The sequence below is a fragment of the Enterococcus sp. RTP21361st1_A6_RTP21361_211029 genome (assembly GCF_040910045.1).
In the GTDB taxonomy this organism is placed as follows: Bacteria; Bacillota; Bacilli; order Lactobacillales; family Enterococcaceae; genus Enterococcus_D; species Enterococcus_D gallinarum.
In genome coordinates this window covers 33,867-50,330 of record NZ_JBDGBK010000014.1, presented here as the reverse complement: position 1 = coordinate 50,330, position 16,464 = coordinate 33,867, and the positions used below count along the sequence as shown (strand labels likewise).

The window sequence follows — 16,464 nt, the reverse complement described above, 5'->3', positions numbered from 1 at the left end:
AAGAACACAGGGAAGAACTAGATGACTTAATTCAAAACTGGTTCATAAAGCACAAATATTTACCTAGCTGGTACAACGTTTATGAAATTGATGAAATTAGTGTAATTTAGTCAGCTATCCGACGAAATAGCAGAAAGCGAGGAATGAATGTGAGTGAGAGTAAAAGACCATGTATTGTCACATTAGGTTTTGGCAAGAAGAAAACCAAGGAAGAAGCCACGTTTCATGGAATATATCAAAGAGCGCATACAACTGTAGGTGTTCTAGCAGGTAGTGTGTCAGGTCAATACGCAGAACCAATAGCGGTAGTAGAAGTTTGGGGCCGATTGATGTGGGTGGAAGTAGGACGAGTATTGTTTACTGATTGTCCAAACAAGGAGGATCAACAATGAAAAGTTTAATTATCTGGTTGCCTACAGGGCAAACGATGAAATTTGAAGATGTGCGTGATTTTGATGAGGAGCCTATTGGATACGATGGCCTTGCGGTGAGATTTAACTATCTAGGTGTCTCAACTGGCGTGAGACGGGATGCTGTTTTTAGAAGAGACGCAATTATGGGCTGGGCATTGGAACAGGAGGAAGAGTGATGACAAAATTCAAGGAATTTTTAGCACCATCTATTGATGCTCAGATAACTGATTTTTTTAAAGATCAGGCAGAAAAAAATCCAGATGACGTTTTTGAATATTTAGATTTAGTGGCTATTAACAATGACCGAATAATGTTGATCTATCGTCAAACAAACAAAAGTGTATATCAGTTTAAGTCTTTAGTAAAAAGTGTGCAGTAATTCCGCTATCGTCAGCGATAGCGAGCCGAAGGAGGATTTTAATGAATAGATACAGGTGGCGCGCAATAATCGAAGCTCAATATAAAGAGGCAAGAAAAGCACATTGCTATTTTGACCGTAAGACACAAAAAAAGATTTATCAAATATGGGTTCGTGCAAAGAGGCTCGGGCTTATGACAGCAACGTTTTCCTCGTTCAGAATGAGCGTGGTATCCAAAATGAGCTGGGGAAATACACCGATTGAAATGAAGATGAATATCGGACAGTTGGAAAAGCATCTGAAAAATATCGCTAAAAATCGCAGTCAGGAGGGATAAGATGAAAATCGGATACGATGTTTTTATAAACGGAGAACATGACGGTACAGCACTGAAGATGACTTTATCAGGCAACAATATTTATTTTGAGGGATATACACCAGATAAGCCGATCGAAACAGAAGTATTTCGCGTAGATACTGAAGAAAAGTATTGCATAGTTGTTGGAAGAAAATTAACCAAAGGGATTTTTTGGCAAGTAGTTTGGTATAGCGAAGAATACGATATCGCGCATATGTCTGAATTAAAAGATCATCCTGAATCGAGATTAGCCCAGTATTTTTCGATGAATAAATGCTACGAAATTATCGTTGCGCACAATTTAAATCTTATTGGAGACTATATTGTTATAAAGCAAGCTGGAACAGAAAATGAATTGGTACAAGCCAATGAATCGTAGTCAAACAATTATCATAACGGTCCTTGTAGTAATAACGCTGAGTTTACTATTCTATACAATTGTGGATAAACAGAAGCAGATTGAACAACTTCAAGAACAGCTGCAGCACGAGCAATTCAAATACAAAATGTTATATCGTGATCCAATGGTAAAAAATGCGATCGAAAGTGGAGGGTGAAAATGACAGTTGCAGTGTTAGGGTTCACAGGATTTGTCTTTTTAGTAGCTATCTGTGTAGTTTTCGGTAAGTCTATAGATAAAAAGGAGCAAGATTATGGAGGAAGCTATTTTATGGAACAAGATGGCTTTGATAGTGGAAATAATTGCAATGGAGATGATCGAAAATGATAGTGAGAATTTTTGTGGGAGTAGTGATATTATTTCTTCTCTTAGGCTGTATAGGAATGAACAACGACTTGAATCGATTAAAAAGCGAAAATAATAGATTAAAAGCTTTACTGAAAGATACGAAGTATGCTGAATTAATTAAAACTGTTTTCGAAGAAAAATAAAAAAGCATTAAGCAGTCGCCCAATGCCCTACAAAATAATGATTTTGTACCCGCCAAGGTAATTTCATTATACCAAATAAAGGGGCGATTGAGCAATGATGCTATTAAGAGAGATAGATTTTCGTAGGACTAGGCAGAATGCAAAAAGCATTTTGAGAAATTATCGTCGGTTGGAGCGGATTGCTGGTCGATCTAAGATTGATGTCCGCTCACCGATCATCACTGATATGCCTAAAACACCAAGCAACGGCAACAAGTCAGAAGATGCGATCATCCAGATGATGGATGCGGAGGCAGAAAGGGATGCTATTGTAGTAGCTCTTTTGGCGTTGGGAATAGATAGCCGCCAAGTTTTGTATTACTCGTATTGCACTGTTGATCGATACTCCAATGTTGGAATTGCTCAGCAAATGGGTTACTCAGTCAGGACAATCGAAGATTACAAAGCAACCGCCTTGATTGAATTCGCTGAAGCCTATCGAAAAGGAAAATTAATAGAATATTGCTGAATCGATGTGGTTTTTATGTGGAAATACTGCGGTTTTTACATGATTTTACGTAGTATTATTGTAGTATCAACTATTGTAAATAACAGGGCGCACTCCTTTATGATTGTTGGTAGATTTCTCCTTTCTGAATTTCATTTTCAGCGCCCTGTATTTAAACTAAGACGGCGACAAAAAAATTTATAATAGAATGGAGTTGAATTCACTCCTTTTCTTCATTCGCTAGCCGTCTTTTTTCAGGAATTGGCTCAGTTTGGTAGAGCGCTACTTTTGGGCAGTAGAGGCCGTAGGTTCAAATCCTACATTCCTGATTGGGAGTTGTCGATTGGATTACTCACATGATCTTTGATACTTCCTACTTAACAGCCTTTCGGGGCTGTTTTTTTACATAGAATTACAAAACAAACACAGATTGCGAGGTGGTGGAGAATGGATGGCTAGACAGAGAAATCCGATGCGAGATGAAGCATATCGTATTTGGATAGGATCGAATAAAAAGAAGCCGCTCAAAGATATTGCCGATGAGTTAGGTGTATCTGCATCTACTGTCCGAAAGTGGAAATCTGAGGATAAGTGGGATGGTGAAACGAAACGGAGCGCTCCGAATGAAAAAGAGCGTTACGAATCAATGCGAGGTAATCAGAATGCAAGAGGGAATCCTGGGGGGAAACCACCGCCTAATAACAAAAATGCTGTAAGCCACGGGTTGTTTGCAAATTGGCTACCAGACGATACGAAGCAAATTATTCAGGAACTTTACAGCTCAGATCCTGCAGATATTATTTGGAATAACATCATGATTCAATACACTGCTATCATCAGATCACAAAAGATTATGTATGTTAAGGACGAGTTTGATTCTACAGAGGATGTTGTAAGCGCAGAAATCAATCCGATGTTAGTAGATCCGGAAACAAATAAAGCAGTCCAAACAAAGTTAACCCGACAATTTCAATACGCTTGGGATAAACAAGCTACTTTCTTAAATGCTCAATCAAGAGCGATGGGAACCTTGTCAAATCTCATCAAACAATTCTTGGCCATTGCTGATGAGCAAGATGAACGCAGGAAGAAGCTTGAGTTGATGGATGCTCAAATCGCAAAACTCAAATCAACTACTAATGATGATTCGAACACCGGCGGCGGTGATATTGTTATTGTCGATGCTTGGGGTGATTCGGATGAATAGAATTGACATCCAAAAAGAAGTAAATCCTCATTTTAAATCAGTTTGGATCAGTAAGAAACCATACAACATCCTACGAGGTGGACGGAATAGTTTCAAATCGTCTGTCATTGCGCTCAAGCTTGTTTTTATGATGGTTGGATACATTATGACCAGAAGAAAAGCAAACGTTGTAATCATTCGTAAGGTGGCAAATACAATACGTGATTCAGTTTTCTTAAAAATCCAGTGGGCGCTTGGAAAATTCTTTCTCTTAGATCAGTTCAGCTGTACTGTTTCTCCATTTAAAATCACACATAGGAAAACAGGTTCTACGTTTTATTTTTATGGCCAAGATGATTTTCAAAAGCTGAAATCTAACGACATTGGGAACATCATCGCTGTATGGGTCGAAGAAGCTGCAGAGTTTAACAGCGCAGAAGAATTTGACCAGATGAAAGCCACATTTATGCGGCAAAAACCAGTAGATGCCGTGCAGGTACAATTCTTCTATTCCTACAATCCTCCTAGAAATCCATATCATTGGATTAACGAATGGACCAATGAATTAGAAGGACATAAAGATTACTTGATTCATTCATCCAGCTATAAAGATGATGCTTTAGGCTTTGTTACGCAGCAAATGATAGATGAGATCAACCGGATCAAAGAGAACGATTATGACTATTACTTGTATCTTTACGAAGGTTTACCAGTTGGATTCCAAGATAATGTGTACAACGTTGAAACGTTCAGAAAAATAGTAGATTTGCCTAGCGATGACTATATCACCGCTATTTTTTATTCTCTTGACGGTGGTCACGCTCAATCAGCGACAACAGTTCTTTGTTTAGGATTGACGGCAAAACAAAAGGTCGTGCTGCTAGATACTTACTATTATTCACCTGCGGGAAAAAGCGTGAAACTTGCACCCTCCCAATTATCCACAGAGGTGCATAAGTTCATTTCTAAGACCCTTGAAGATGATCGGTGGAAGAATGCTCAAGTTATTAATAGAACGATTGATAGCGCTGAGGCGGCTCTTAGAAATCAGTATTATCTCGATTATCAAATACGCTGGAATCCAGTAGCTAAGAAAGATAAACAAACCATGATTGACTTTGCGACTAATTTATTTGCGCAAGGTCGTTTTTATTATCTCGATACGGAAAGCAACAAGGTTTTCTATGAAGAACATAAGCACTACCGGTACAAAGAAGGTACTGCTGATACGGATAACCCGGTCGTAATCAAAGAAGATGACCATACCTGTGATGCATTTGAATATTTCTGCGTAGATAATGCATCCATTTTAGGAATAGCAGTCTAGGAGGTGGAAAATTGGGACTAATTCAGTCAATTAAAAGCTTATTTAGAAAGGGGGCAGATACTATCTTGCCAATTCAAAGTCTTAACTCGATCTTGGACCATCCGAAGATCAACTTAGAGTCAGAAGAATACAACAGAATCATTGAAAGCCTCAGATACTATGAGGGCAAGCATGATGATATTCAATTTAAGAATAGCAACGGAAAGACAAAAAAACGCCCTTTTTCTAGCATTAACATGATGAAAAAAGTTGCTGGGCAGTATGCAACAGTAGTTTTCAATGAGCAATGTGAGATTGAAGTAGATGGCGATGCTAAAGAGTTTATCGAAAATGTATTCGAACACAACGATTTCAAGAAGAACTTTGCTAAGTATCTAGAGCCAATGTTTGCACTTGGTGGCCTAGCATGTAGACCGTATTTGGATAAGAAAACCAATCAAATTGAATTTTCTTGGGCATTAGCAGATGCCTTTTATCCATTAGACAGTAATTCGAACAATATCAGTGAATGTGCTATTCCTTTCAGGACTATTCGAACAGAAGGCGGAAAACAGGTCTATTACACACTGCTAGAATTTCATGAATGGCAAGAAAATGGGATGTATACAGTCACAAATGAGCTATATCGATCGGAGATTCCAGAAATAGTAGGATCGCAGGTCAATTTATCTTTACTTTATGATGATCTAGAACCTCAGTCAACTTTCAATACAGGCGTATTGTCCAGACCGCTATTCGCATATCTAAAAACAAGTGGGTTTAATAATATTTCTCCATATTCTCCCTTGGGATTAGGTGTTTGTGATAACTGTAAGAAGACATTAGACCGCATTAACCGGACGTTTGACGAATTCAATGAGGAAATCAGACGAGGAAAGAGACGAATCGCTGCGAGTGAGATGCTTCTGAAAAGTCGTGTAGAGAATGGTCAAGTCAAAATGTACTTTGATGATGATGAAGACACATTCCAAATTATCCCTGGGGTCAATATGGATGATTACACAATCAAAGATCTAACAAGTGACATTCGAACGACTGAGTACGTTGCTGCAATCAACCATCATCTGAGAACCTTGGAGATGGAAACAAATCTTTCTAGCGGAACATTTAGTTTCGATAGTTCTGGAAAGTTATCGACAAAAACAGCTACAGAAGTGGTCAGCGAGAACTCTCAAACTTATCAGACACGTTCAATGCAAATCACTAATATTGAAAAGTTTGTTAAGGAACTGGTTGTCACTGTTTGCGAGCTGGGTAAATCATTAAATGTCTACGATGGTTCAATTCCGTCATTTGATGATGTAGGTGTCAATTTTGATGATGGAGCATTTACATCGACGAGTGAAAAACTTACATTTTATCAGCAACTGATAACACTAGGCTATCCAGTTAATAAAGCTTTTGAGAAGATTTTGAATCTTCCAGAAGACGAAGCATTGGAACTTTATCAGTTAGGATTGCGACAAAGTGCGGATAAGTTATCCGGAATGATGTCTAATGCAGGTCTACCAGAGGAAATGGAGTGATTAAATGGCAATCACTCAACGACAACTAGACATTAAATCTGCTGCAATACAAGATTCTTACTTAACTCTTGAAGAAGAAATTATGCAGCTAGTTGTTGATCGATTAAAGATTAAAACTAATGCAGAACTCTCCAAAGATACTGTTTTTCAGTGGTATCTTGAAAAGCTAGACCAATTAGGCCTTTTGAATTGGGATACTATTAACGAATTGGTTGAAGAGTGTAATGGTGTCACGAAAGAACAGCTAGCTGAGATCATCACTAAGGATGGCTATGAGAAAAATCTCAAAGAAAATAAGAAACTTGCTAATTTGGTTAAAACGCCTGTTAAGGAATGGACGAATCTCGATCAAATACTCAACCAATATTTCGAGAGTCAATGGTTAGATTTTGAGAATCATATCAATCAGACACTTTTGTCTACAAATTATCAAGTGAACTCAATCGCTAAGATGTATCAACAAGTTTTGAATGATACAGTTGCAAGAATCATCGGGGGTCTGGTAACGCCTCAGAAAGCTTTTAGAAGGGCAATCTATGAAATGGTTCAAAAAGGGATTGATGTCAGTCTAAAAGACAAGTCAGGGAAGTCGTGGACGCTTGAGACGTATGTCCGTACCGTGATCAAATCAACAACAGCCACTGTATTTAATGATTTGAGGATCGAAAGAGGTATAAGCGAATATGGAATAGTTACAGCTCTTATGAGCCATCATCCGGCGGCTCGTGACACTTGTAGCAAAATCCAGGGCAGATATGTTCTGATGATTCCCAAGAATCAAGCTCCAGAAGAATTCAAACATTTACCTAGCGTATATGACTATGGTTGGAAGACACCTGCCGGATGTAACGGTATTAATTGTAATCACCGTTGGTATTCTCAACTACCTATGGAAAATACTGGCATGAAAGATCCAGTTTCTCCTGAAGTTGCTCAACAAAACGCTAAAATTATTGCTAAACAACGAAGATTAGAGCGATCAATTAGAATGGCTAAGAAGTCGCTCAAGGCTTCGGAATGGATAGGTTATCAAGAAGATATCGAACACTTTAAATCGATTGTACGAGCAAGACAAGCTGTCCTGCGTCAATTTATTGAAGATAACAAAACTCTTTTACATCGATCATATGACCGGGAACAAGTTTATTCATAATCCATATCCAAAAGTCTAGTATTGCTGGGCTTTTTTGTTTTGCTTTAGACCTGCTCGGATGTCTCTAAAAGACGGACTCGAAGCGGGAGTTGCCGCTCTAAAAACACTTAGGAGGAATATTGATGAAAAAAGAAGACTTAATCGCTTTAGGAATTGACGAAGATACGGCTAAAAATGTGATGGCTTTGCACGGTAAGACAGTAACGCAACTTAATGCGCAAGTAGCTACAGCAGAAAGTGAGCGTGACAGTGCGAAACAGGAACTGCAAGCCAACCAAGCTGAATTAGACACGTTGAAAGAATCAGCAAAAGGTAATGAAGATCTCGAAAAGCAACTTGCTGACTTACAAACAAAGTTTGACGAATCAAAAACCAATTCCGAAAAGCAACTTGCTGAACAACAGAAAGATTTTGCTATCAAATTGGCGCTTAAAGAAGCACAGGCGCTTGATGAGGACATTGTCCTTACTCAATTAGACAAGGACACGATTAAAGTCGTTGATGGCAAATTACAAGGATTTGATGAACAACTAAAATCCCTACAAGAAAGCAAAGCATTCTTATTTCAGCAAGTAGAACAAAATGAGGACAAACCAACTCCTACGATCTTTGCTGGGGGCATTCCTAAAGGAGCTGGCAGCAATGAAAAAACGATGGTACAAAAAATTCAAGAAAGATTAGGTGAATAAATATGGCTTTAGTATTAGACAGTAAAGACTTAGCAACTATTGATAAGGAATTCCGTGCCGATTCTCAAGTTTGGGATGTTCTGACTCAAGGAGCAAAGAGCATCACTGCAGCTGACTTTGTCGGTGCAAATGAAGTCCGAATTAATAAAATGAGTGGATTTGTGGAAGCAACACAATACAAACGTAACCAAGACAATGCTAGAAGTGCAGTTAGCATTGAGAAGGAAACGATCAAACTTACTCATGAAGACTGGTTTGCATATGATGTAGATCAGTTAGATCAATCTGAGAGTGCAGCTTTGACAATTAACAATGTTGTAACTGAACATAAACGATTGATTACCGTTCCTCATCGTGACAAAGTGGCTATTCAAGTTATGTTCGACAATGCAGGTAAAAAAATCAATGAAACTTTGACTGCGGCAAATATTCTCACAGCATATGACGCTGCAGAAGAATACATGACAGACAATGAAGTTCCTGGCGGATATGTGATGTTTGTTTCGGCAGCTACTTATCGATTATTGAAAAATGCTGCTGGAGTCAGCAAAACTTTCTCCACAAATCAAATGCAGATTAACGGAATCAATCGTACGGTTGCTCAAATTGACGGTGGTGTGCCAATCATCAAAGTTGCAAAAGGCCGTATGTCTGGTTTGACAATTGAAGACACTGTAAACTTTATCATTACACCACTAACAGCAATTGCTCCAATCGTTAAATTTGGTACGGTTGACACTGTTCCGGCTAGTCAAGATCGCAATGGCTACCGTGATACAATTAAAGGTTTGGACTATTACGATGCGATTGTATTTGATAATGCTAAAAAAGCAATTTATGTATCTTACGTCCCAAAAGCGTAGCCCCATCAGGAGTGACGTTAGATCAAACGACGTTATCTCTTGAAGTTGGGGGCACAGCGACGTTGAAAGCTACCGTTTCGCCTGCAGAAGCAAGTGACAAATCAGTTCAATTTAGTTCAAGCGATACGGGAATTGCGACTGTCACTCCTGTACAAGGGAAAGTAACAGCGGTAGCGGCTGGATCTACAACGATCACAGCAACAACAGTAAATGGCAAAACTGCAACTTGCCAAGTCACCGTGACGGAGGGAGCTTAATAAGCTCTCTTTTTTGGAAGGAGGGACTTATGGCTTACTTGACTTATACGGAATACAATGAAATCGGATATACATCAATGACTGAAGACGAGTTCGATGAGTTAGTCAACAAAGCTTGTGATCTTGTTGATGTACAAACAAGAAATTTTTATCAGTTCAACGATCTAGAATCTGACATTGACTTTCGCAAATCGAAATTCAAAAAGGCAGTCGCAGCTCAAATAGAATATATGTATCAAGCGAATGCTACTTCGACACTTGAGATCAACAGTCCTCAAAGCTGGTCAGTGGATGGTATGAGCGTAACTGAAGCTAGCAGATACAATAATACAGGAGCAAACGAGTCGCCCTCTATTATGTCCGACGATGCTATCCTGCTTTTATCAGGTACAGGGTTGTTGTTTAGGGGGCTAGGGTAATGGGTTATTATCGTTTACCACCCAAAAAAGCGTTCTGTCACACGATTACCTATAAGGAAGTAATCGGAGAAGATGATTGGCAAAAGCCTATTACTAAAAACTGGACGGTTGAAAACTGTTGGTTTAACTTTGCTTCAAAGTTTACTCGTTCAGGAATAAACTCTACTGATGATGCTCCAAACGCTTCTATCACCATGACAGATCGCTACTGTGGACCGCTACCTTATTTCAAAGTATCAACCAAAATAGAGTTCAATGGCGATGAGTTTACTATCATTACTTCTAAGCCATTGATTTTGAACGGACAATCCATTGGTTGGCGATTGGAGGTAGTCTGATGTCTGGTATCAAAGTTGATTTAAGTGGAGTTAGGAAAAAGTTGTCAACTGAAAATTTTGAGCGTGGTCAGTTCAATATGGCATCAAGGATGCATTCAACGATGAACGAAAACTTTGTTCCTGAAAAAGACGGCGATCTTCGTAAAATGAGTAATGTCGCTCCAGATGGTAGTCAGATTGAATGGATTTCCGTATACGCTAGACGCCAATTCTATGCACCGGGCGGTTGGAAGTACACGACTCCAGGAACCGGACCAAGATGGGATCTAAAAGCAGAAGCAATCTTTATGAGCGACTGGATAAAAGCATTTAAGAAAGGAGCCGGGTTGTAGTGGACTTTATAGAACGCTTAAATCAATCAGTGAATACTATTCCAAACTTACCGCTTAAATGTGTTCTGGGATATTTGCCACCAAAGGCTGAAGCTTTTGTTTTGTACCCGTTAGCAGGTGGCCAAGTGACCCAAGAATTCTTTGACGGTACAAAAGATCAAGAGTTGAACTTTGAATTTGCAATGAAGTCACAAGATCAGCAGAAAATAAGTAATGCACTTTGGCTTGTGCAAAATTATCTAGAAGAGCTGTCGGAGCTAAATAGTTCTGATGGCTCTTTTGATTTTGACTCTATTAGCATTACAAACAAACCATTTATCAATCAACTGGATGAAACAGGTACTTACATCTTTTTGGTTGATATTAAAGCAAAAATCACAACTTATCCTAAGGGGGAAACAAACTAATGGCAAGAAAAAAGAACGCCTTACGGCAACATTTTGTTGCTGACTATGATGCAACGAAACCTGATACTAAACCATTGGAAGATGCCTATAAGAAATTTGGGCGCTACGTAACGACTGTTGAAGATGATGGCGATGTGCAATCGGAGGATTATGCCGATTACGCAGGCGATGGTACTTTATCAACCGATGTTACTGGCGTAACCGAAAAATGGAATTTTTCTGGTTATTGGGATCCAAAGCAAGAAGCTCAACAACTTGTCAAAAAGAAAAAACGTGCTAAAGGCGATGATCGAAAAGTTTGGCATAAAATCATTGAAACAGACGGAACGACAATCGAAGGAGTTGGAACTCTTAGCGAGAAGATCGTAGCCGGTTCTGGGGAAGCTTCTGATTGGGAAGAATTCAGTTGTGCTATCACTTATGACAAAACACCAGAAGTAACGGAACCTACACCCTAATGCTCCCCGGAACGTAACCGGGGAAATCAAAGAAGATGGATCTATTTCTCTTGGTTGGGATGCTGTAGATGATGCTCAAGCTTATCTTGTGCATTACGGTAATGCGAATCAATCGGAACCAACCCAAGCTGTTAATATGGGCTACACAGAAACAACTAGCTGGACTTTAGCAACAGGTGATGTACCAGAGCTTACAACTGGAGATAAGATTTATCTCTATGTTCAGACTTACAGAGAAAAAGGTGTAGGCGCAACGGATGTTGAGAAAGCACGTTTCTTGCATGACGGTCCATATACTGGTTCAGCTTGGTCAACACCAACAATTTTAACTAAAAACTAAAAGGGAGGGCTTAATGCCCTCTTTTTTTATTAGGAGGAAACTAACATGCAATTTGAAATTAAACGTTCTGGATTTCCTATCAATATCGGAGAAATTGAGTTTTTCTTTGGAACAACGGTCGAGGAATTAACACGCTTTTTCGATGTTCAAGACGAGGTCGAAGAAAAGATTGCGCCATTGGTGAAAAAGCGAGAAAAATTAGTGATCGATCAAGAAAATATTACTAAAAGTGATGCTGAAAGTCTTATTGAGATCTCTAATGAACTTAATGCTATTCAATATGATGCACTTCTTGGTAATGGATCCTATGAAAAAATCTATTCGAAGTACCAAGATGCAATTCAATTGTTCGATTTATTTGATCCAATCGCTGAGAACGTTGCTGAAGCAATTGAAAACGATGCGAAAGAGCGTGAAGACAAGTTAGCACAACGCAAAGCAAATATGCTGAAGAAGAAAGCTCTTAAAAACAAAAAGAAGAAAAAGTAGGTGATCTAAATGCGGTTGAATGACCCATTGACCACTGAAATTGAATTTGAAGGTAGTGTGTATCCACTTGATCTGGCTTTTGATAATGTCTTGGATGTTTTAGATACCATCTCTGACAAGTCTTTGATGGCTTGGGAAAAGGTTGATTTGGCGCTCAATCTCCTTGTAGGTGAATCTAATCTTACCTTCGAGAAACAAATGGAGCTTTGGGAGTTAATTTTGAATCGGCATATTCAGATCGGAAGTCAAGAGAAAGTGATTTATGACTTAGATGGCAATCCTATGCCAACACCTAAATCATCTAGCGATAAGAAAAGTATGGACTTGGTCCAAGATGCTAAGTACATATATGCCTCCTTCCGTCAAATCGGCATTAATCTTTTTGAGGAGCAAGGGAAAATGCACTGGGAAGAATTTCAAGCTATCCTAGAAAGCCTTCCAGATGACACAATTCTTCCAAAAATTGTTCAAATCCGCAACTGGTCTCCTAGTAAAGGCGAAAGCGAAAAGGAAAAAGAGCGCATGAGAGAACTTCAAGCCAAATATTCCTTAGCGAAGGAGTCAAGCGAGGTGGATGCTGATGGCTGATGGGAAAATTGTTATTGATGTCACTGTCAACGACAAAGAAGTTAAGAGTGCAGAAAAATCGATTGATAGCTTATCGTCAAAATACGACGGCGCTTTTCAGGACAAAAATGGTCGGTGGAGAGCTGCAAATGGGCGCTTCCTAACCATGAAAGAAAAAGCTGACATGCTTGGGAAATCTCTTGGTGATACAGCATCCAAAACGGATACATTTACTAACAAAGTTGGATCTTCAATTGGTAAAGTAACTCAAATGGCTACAGCTTTAGGGCTTGTGAAAGTGGCAAGCGCTGCATTTAAAGTCCTAGCAAACTCATTAGATAGTGCGATAAGTCGGTTTGACACGATGCAAAAGTTTCCCAAAGTAATGAATGCATTAGGTTTTAGCACAAAAGAATCACAAAAATCTATTGATAAACTATCCAATGGGATCGATGGTCTTCCTACTAAGCTTGATGACGTTGTTGCAAGCACCCAGCAAATGACTGCTATCACAGGGGATTTGGATAAATCTACCGATACTGTTCTAGCCTTGAATAATGCTTTTCTCGCATCTGGAGCCTCTACAGAGGACGCTAGTCGGGGAATGCAACAATTTAATCAAATGTTATCAACAGGCACCGTTGACTTAGAAAGTTGGAAAACTCTTCAAGAAACGATGCCTTTAGCTTTGCAAAAAACTGCAGAAGCAATGGGATATGTAGGTAAATCTGCTCAACGAGATTTGTATGCTGCTTTGAAAGATGGAACCGTAACGTTTGACCAATTCAATGACAAGTTGATAGAGCTTGGAACTGGGACAGGAATGCTTGCTGATCTTGCTAAAGAGAATAGTTTAGGGATTGCTACTTCTTTTGGAAATTTGAAGAATGCTGTATCGAAGGGTATTGCTAATGTAATAACGAAAGTAGATGAATTATCACAGGTTTTAACTGGTAAAACTATTGCTCAGAATATAGATAGCTTAAAAAGCGTAATCAATTCCGCTTTCGATTCTATAGTTAGTGGAATGGATTTTTTTATTCAGCATACAGGGGAAGTAGAAACAGTTTTTTCAAAATTGTATGATGTAGCAGTAACTCTTGCACCGGTTATTTCAGCTGTGGTAGGTGCATTGATTGCATTGCAAATCGCCTCAGCGGTATCTTCAGTTATTAATGGCTTAACTTTTGCTATATCTGCATTAAAAATAGCAATGATAACATTAAATAACCTTGGATTAGTCGGAACGATAAAGATGCTCGCTGGATTTATGGGGCCTGTCGGTTGGGTAGTTGCTGCAGTTGGAGCTTTGATAGGTGTATTCACATACTTTTACAAAACAAATGAAACCTTCCGAGAAGGAGTTAACAAAACTGTATCAGTCCTAAAAGAAGGTCTTGTCGCTGCTTTCAATTGGCTAAAAACAGTTTTAGCTGGAGTTTTACCAACGCTTCAAAAAGTAGCTTCTGTAGTCGGCACGGCAATAGTCAGTGGATTCAATAAAATGTTAGCTGTTGGTTCTGCAATTCTATCCGTTGTTGTTCCAGCTTTACAACGATTTGCAAGTGCTGCAAAGGAAGTCTTGTCTGCCGGATTGGAAAAAATGGGTTCAATTTTATCTACAATCGGAAATGTTCTTTCGGGCGCTTTTTCCTCTGGCATGCAATTAGCAGGCGATTTGTTAGATCGTTTAGGTGGTTCTTTTGGGAAAATCGGCGGTGTAGTAAGTATTGTGATTAGCGTACTGACGAAACTGGCACTTGTTGCTTTAGGATTAACAGGTCCATGGGGGACTTTGATTTCTTTGGTCCTATCATTTGTTGCGGCGTGGGTCAAAACAGGAGACCTCTCGGCAGATGGGATCACTCAAGTTTTTGATAACTTGCAGTCAACAATCACAAATGTTGCTAGTTTTATAAGTTCTAACTTACCCAAGTTCGTGCAGCTTGCAACAGACCTTATCACCGGATTTTTGAACGGATTGACTGCAGCTTTACCAGGAATTGTTTCTGTTGCTACAGAAATCATTCAAACTCTGGTTAATGCTATAACTACAGTTTTGCCTCAAATTATTTCATTAGCGACGCAAGTGATCACTACTTTAGTTCAAGGGTTAGCAATGGCATTGCCAGCTTTGATGATTGTAGCTTCTCAAATAATTGTCCAGCTTATTGCGGCTATAGCTGATGTCTTACCACAATTGGTAGAGGTTGGTGTCTCTGTCCTTAAAGCCCTAATTGAAGGGATAACGAGTGCACTACCAGTTATTATCAAAGCGGCAATAAGCATCTTGAATGCACTAATTGATACTCTTTTATCAGTTTTGCCAATGTTGCTCGATGTTGGTCTGCAAATTATCACTACTTTGTTAGACGCAATTATTTCGGCACTCCCTGCGTTGACGGAAGCAGCAACAACGATTGTCACTGGATTACTGACGGCCTTTATAACAGCTTTACCAATGCTTATCGCTGTTGGGGTACAAATATTAATGGCACTGATCCAAGGGCTGTTATCAATACTTCCAACATTACTAATGGCAGTCTTACAAATTATTATGGCACTTGTGACAGCGTTGATTGCGGCATTGCCACAAATCATTGAAGCCGGAATTCAATTATTAATGGCGCTGATCCAAGGTGTTTTGTCAATCTTACCGCAACTGATTGATGCGGCTATTCAAATCATTACGGCCTTATTAGGGGCTCTTATCGAAGCCTTACCGCAACTGATTGATGCTGGTGTTCAACTGTTGCTAGGATTAGTTGCTGGTGTCATATCGGTACTTCCACAGTTAGTTGCAGCTGCTTTGCAACTGATTGTAGCTCTTTTAGGTGCATTGATTGGTGCGGTTCCTCAGCTGCTATCTGCAGGTGTTAAGCTAATTGGAGCTCTAATAAGTGGGGTTTTAAGCTTACTAGGACAGTTATTATCTGCTGGAGGTAAGTTAATTAGTGGGTTACTTTCTACAATTTTAGGATTCTTAGGAGACTTATTGTCAGCAGGCGGAAAATTAATCGCAAGCCTTGTATCTGGAATAGCTGGAGCGATTGGAGATGTATTTTCTGCAGCAGGAGATATTGCAAGCGCAGTTGTTGATACTATTTCGGGAATTGATTTGTTTGGTGCTGGCAAAGCTATTATTGATGGCTTTTTAGGTGGCTTAAAGTCAGCTTATGAAAACGTAAAAGACTTTGTTGGTGGAATTGCAGATTGGATTGCAGAACACAAAGGACCTATTAGTTATGATAGGCGTTTGTTAATTCCAGCCGGTAAAGCTATCATGGGCGGATTTAATGAGAGTTTGCAGTCAAATTTTAAAAATGTACAGCGTACAGTAAGTGGTATGGCAGACCGATTGAATTCAAGTTTTAATTTGACTCCAGAAATGGCTTTAGGCGTTGGGAATATCGGCTCAGCAAGTCTAGGATCATCCATCGCGAACAATTCAACAAGCACTTCGACTGTAATCAACAATCAAGGGCTATTAGAAGGTGCTATCTTCCAAGTGAGAGAAGAAGCAGATGTTCAGAAATTAGCAAAAGAGATCAATGATTTAACCACAAAAGAAGCTGGAAATAAAGGATTTAGGAGGATGAGATAGT

General features: G+C 39.3%; 23 protein-coding genes and 1 tRNA gene. All 24 read left to right on the top strand.

Going from position 1 to position 16,464, the window contains the following annotated elements; all coding sequences use genetic code 11:
- Positions 1–149: 149 nt before the first annotated feature.
- Complete coding sequence (locus AB5Z52_RS04265) at positions 150–392, top strand: hypothetical protein (RefSeq protein WP_368243654.1); 243 nt, start codon at positions 150–152, stop codon at positions 390–392.
- On the top strand, positions 389–589 hold the full coding sequence (locus AB5Z52_RS04260) for a hypothetical protein (RefSeq protein WP_368243653.1): 201 nt from the start codon (positions 389–391) through the stop codon (positions 587–589). Before AB5Z52_RS04265 ends, AB5Z52_RS04260 begins: the two co-directional genes overlap by 4 nt.
- On the top strand, positions 589–792 hold the full coding sequence (locus AB5Z52_RS04255) for a hypothetical protein (protein WP_192189550.1): 204 nt from the start codon (positions 589–591) through the stop codon (positions 790–792). Before AB5Z52_RS04260 ends, AB5Z52_RS04255 begins: the two co-directional genes overlap by 1 nt.
- A 41-nt stretch (positions 793–833) precedes the next feature.
- On the top strand, positions 834–1,109 hold the full coding sequence (locus AB5Z52_RS04250) for a hypothetical protein (protein ID WP_368243651.1): 276 nt from the start codon (positions 834–836) through the stop codon (positions 1,107–1,109).
- A gap of 1 nt (position 1,110) precedes the next feature.
- Complete coding sequence (locus AB5Z52_RS04245) at positions 1,111–1,509, top strand: hypothetical protein (RefSeq protein ID WP_368243650.1); 399 nt, start codon at positions 1,111–1,113, stop codon at positions 1,507–1,509.
- Between the two features lie 180 nt (positions 1,510–1,689).
- Complete coding sequence (locus AB5Z52_RS04240) at positions 1,690–1,857, top strand: hypothetical protein (RefSeq protein ID WP_174784179.1); 168 nt, start codon at positions 1,690–1,692, stop codon at positions 1,855–1,857.
- A 258-nt stretch (positions 1,858–2,115) separates the two neighbouring features.
- Positions 2,116–2,529 carry an ArpU family phage packaging/lysis transcriptional regulator gene (locus AB5Z52_RS04235; protein WP_040013712.1) on the top strand — a complete coding sequence of 138 codons (414 nt, stop codon included), beginning with the start codon at positions 2,116–2,118 and terminating at the stop codon, positions 2,527–2,529.
- Between the two features lie 234 nt (positions 2,530–2,763).
- Positions 2,764–2,837, top strand: a tRNA-Pro gene (locus tag AB5Z52_RS04230).
- Positions 2,838–2,959: 122 nt separating this feature from the next.
- Positions 2,960–3,715: a phage terminase small subunit gene (gene terS / locus AB5Z52_RS04225; protein WP_368243649.1), complete on the top strand. Its 756-nt coding sequence runs from the start codon at positions 2,960–2,962 to the stop codon at positions 3,713–3,715.
- Positions 3,708–5,021 carry a PBSX family phage terminase large subunit gene (locus AB5Z52_RS04220; RefSeq protein WP_368243648.1) on the top strand — a complete coding sequence of 438 codons (1,314 nt, stop codon included), beginning with the start codon at positions 3,708–3,710 and terminating at the stop codon, positions 5,019–5,021. The genes terS and AB5Z52_RS04220 overlap by 8 nt, the downstream gene beginning before the upstream one ends.
- Before the next feature lie 11 nt (positions 5,022–5,032).
- Positions 5,033–6,547, top strand: a complete 1,515-nt coding sequence (locus tag AB5Z52_RS04215) for a phage portal protein (RefSeq protein ID WP_368243647.1) — start codon at positions 5,033–5,035, stop codon at positions 6,545–6,547.
- Between the two features lie 4 nt (positions 6,548–6,551).
- Positions 6,552–7,700 carry a phage minor capsid protein gene (locus tag AB5Z52_RS04210; protein ID WP_368243646.1) on the top strand — a complete coding sequence of 383 codons (1,149 nt, stop codon included), beginning with the start codon at positions 6,552–6,554 and terminating at the stop codon, positions 7,698–7,700.
- 122 nt (positions 7,701–7,822) lie between these two features.
- Complete coding sequence (locus AB5Z52_RS04205; protein WP_368243645.1) at positions 7,823–8,389, top strand: phage scaffolding protein; 567 nt, start codon at positions 7,823–7,825, stop codon at positions 8,387–8,389.
- Between the two features lie 2 nt (positions 8,390–8,391).
- The gene (locus AB5Z52_RS04200; RefSeq protein WP_368243644.1) at positions 8,392–9,252 is read left to right on the top strand and encodes a capsid protein; all 861 of its coding nucleotides are present in this window, start codon (positions 8,392–8,394) and stop codon (positions 9,250–9,252) included.
- Between the two features lie 11 nt (positions 9,253–9,263).
- Complete coding sequence (locus AB5Z52_RS04195; protein WP_147735906.1) at positions 9,264–9,509, top strand: Ig-like domain-containing protein; 246 nt, start codon at positions 9,264–9,266, stop codon at positions 9,507–9,509.
- A 29-nt stretch (positions 9,510–9,538) separates the two neighbouring features.
- On the top strand, positions 9,539–9,928 hold the full coding sequence (locus AB5Z52_RS04190; protein ID WP_138371949.1) for a hypothetical protein: 390 nt from the start codon (positions 9,539–9,541) through the stop codon (positions 9,926–9,928).
- The gene (locus tag AB5Z52_RS04185; protein WP_081132321.1) at positions 9,928–10,266 is read left to right on the top strand and encodes a putative minor capsid protein; all 339 of its coding nucleotides are present in this window, start codon (positions 9,928–9,930) and stop codon (positions 10,264–10,266) included. Before AB5Z52_RS04190 ends, AB5Z52_RS04185 begins: the two co-directional genes overlap by 1 nt.
- Positions 10,266–10,598: a minor capsid protein gene (locus AB5Z52_RS04180; protein ID WP_156248104.1), complete on the top strand. Its 333-nt coding sequence runs from the start codon at positions 10,266–10,268 to the stop codon at positions 10,596–10,598. Before AB5Z52_RS04185 ends, AB5Z52_RS04180 begins: the two co-directional genes overlap by 1 nt.
- Positions 10,598–11,005, top strand: coding sequence for a minor capsid protein (locus AB5Z52_RS04175; protein WP_308052866.1), 408 nt, complete (start codon positions 10,598–10,600; stop codon positions 11,003–11,005). The genes AB5Z52_RS04180 and AB5Z52_RS04175 overlap by 1 nt, the downstream gene beginning before the upstream one ends.
- Positions 11,005–11,463 carry a phage tail protein gene (locus AB5Z52_RS04170; protein WP_368243640.1) on the top strand — a complete coding sequence of 153 codons (459 nt, stop codon included), beginning with the start codon at positions 11,005–11,007 and terminating at the stop codon, positions 11,461–11,463. Before AB5Z52_RS04175 ends, AB5Z52_RS04170 begins: the two co-directional genes overlap by 1 nt.
- Before the next feature lie 25 nt (positions 11,464–11,488).
- Positions 11,489–11,803, top strand: coding sequence for a fibronectin type III domain-containing protein (locus AB5Z52_RS04165; protein ID WP_368243670.1), 315 nt, complete (start codon positions 11,489–11,491; stop codon positions 11,801–11,803).
- A gap of 45 nt (positions 11,804–11,848) precedes the next feature.
- Complete coding sequence (locus tag AB5Z52_RS04160; RefSeq protein WP_368243638.1) at positions 11,849–12,292, top strand: hypothetical protein; 444 nt, start codon at positions 11,849–11,851, stop codon at positions 12,290–12,292.
- Positions 12,293–12,301: 9 nt separating this feature from the next.
- A complete protein-coding gene (locus AB5Z52_RS04155) occupies positions 12,302–12,880 on the top strand; it encodes a Gp15 family bacteriophage protein (protein ID WP_368243636.1) in 579 nt (192 codons plus the stop codon).
- On the top strand, positions 12,873–16,463 hold the full coding sequence (locus AB5Z52_RS04150; protein ID WP_368243635.1) for a tape measure protein: 3,591 nt from the start codon (positions 12,873–12,875) through the stop codon (positions 16,461–16,463). The genes AB5Z52_RS04155 and AB5Z52_RS04150 overlap by 8 nt, the downstream gene beginning before the upstream one ends.
- Position 16,464 lies beyond the last annotated feature (1 nt).

Coding starts and splice junctions, on each gene's coding strand:
- AB5Z52_RS04155 (WP_368243636.1), top strand. CDS start 12,302: ATGCGGTTGAATGACCCATTGACCACTGAAATTGAATTTGAAGGTAGT.
- AB5Z52_RS04210 (WP_368243646.1), top strand. CDS start 6,552: ATGGCAATCACTCAACGACAACTAGACATTAAATCTGCTGCAATACAA.
- AB5Z52_RS04190 (WP_138371949.1), top strand. CDS start 9,539: ATGGCTTACTTGACTTATACGGAATACAATGAAATCGGATATACATCA.
- AB5Z52_RS04205 (WP_368243645.1), top strand. CDS start 7,823: ATGAAAAAAGAAGACTTAATCGCTTTAGGAATTGACGAAGATACGGCT.
- AB5Z52_RS04160 (WP_368243638.1), top strand. CDS start 11,849: ATGCAATTTGAAATTAAACGTTCTGGATTTCCTATCAATATCGGAGAA.
- AB5Z52_RS04185 (WP_081132321.1), top strand. CDS start 9,928: ATGGGTTATTATCGTTTACCACCCAAAAAAGCGTTCTGTCACACGATT.
- AB5Z52_RS04255 (WP_192189550.1), top strand. CDS start 589: ATGACAAAATTCAAGGAATTTTTAGCACCATCTATTGATGCTCAGATA.
- AB5Z52_RS04260 (WP_368243653.1), top strand. CDS start 389: ATGAAAAGTTTAATTATCTGGTTGCCTACAGGGCAAACGATGAAATTT.
- AB5Z52_RS04245 (WP_368243650.1), top strand. CDS start 1,111: ATGAAAATCGGATACGATGTTTTTATAAACGGAGAACATGACGGTACA.
- AB5Z52_RS04200 (WP_368243644.1), top strand. CDS start 8,392: ATGGCTTTAGTATTAGACAGTAAAGACTTAGCAACTATTGATAAGGAA.
- AB5Z52_RS04150 (WP_368243635.1), top strand. CDS start 12,873: ATGGCTGATGGGAAAATTGTTATTGATGTCACTGTCAACGACAAAGAA.
- AB5Z52_RS04220 (WP_368243648.1), top strand. CDS start 3,708: ATGAATAGAATTGACATCCAAAAAGAAGTAAATCCTCATTTTAAATCA.
- AB5Z52_RS04240 (WP_174784179.1), top strand. CDS start 1,690: ATGACAGTTGCAGTGTTAGGGTTCACAGGATTTGTCTTTTTAGTAGCT.
- terS (WP_368243649.1), top strand. CDS start 2,960: ATGGCTAGACAGAGAAATCCGATGCGAGATGAAGCATATCGTATTTGG.
- AB5Z52_RS04250 (WP_368243651.1), top strand. CDS start 834: ATGAATAGATACAGGTGGCGCGCAATAATCGAAGCTCAATATAAAGAG.
- AB5Z52_RS04170 (WP_368243640.1), top strand. CDS start 11,005: ATGGCAAGAAAAAAGAACGCCTTACGGCAACATTTTGTTGCTGACTAT.
- AB5Z52_RS04180 (WP_156248104.1), top strand. CDS start 10,266: ATGTCTGGTATCAAAGTTGATTTAAGTGGAGTTAGGAAAAAGTTGTCA.
- AB5Z52_RS04235 (WP_040013712.1), top strand. CDS start 2,116: ATGATGCTATTAAGAGAGATAGATTTTCGTAGGACTAGGCAGAATGCA.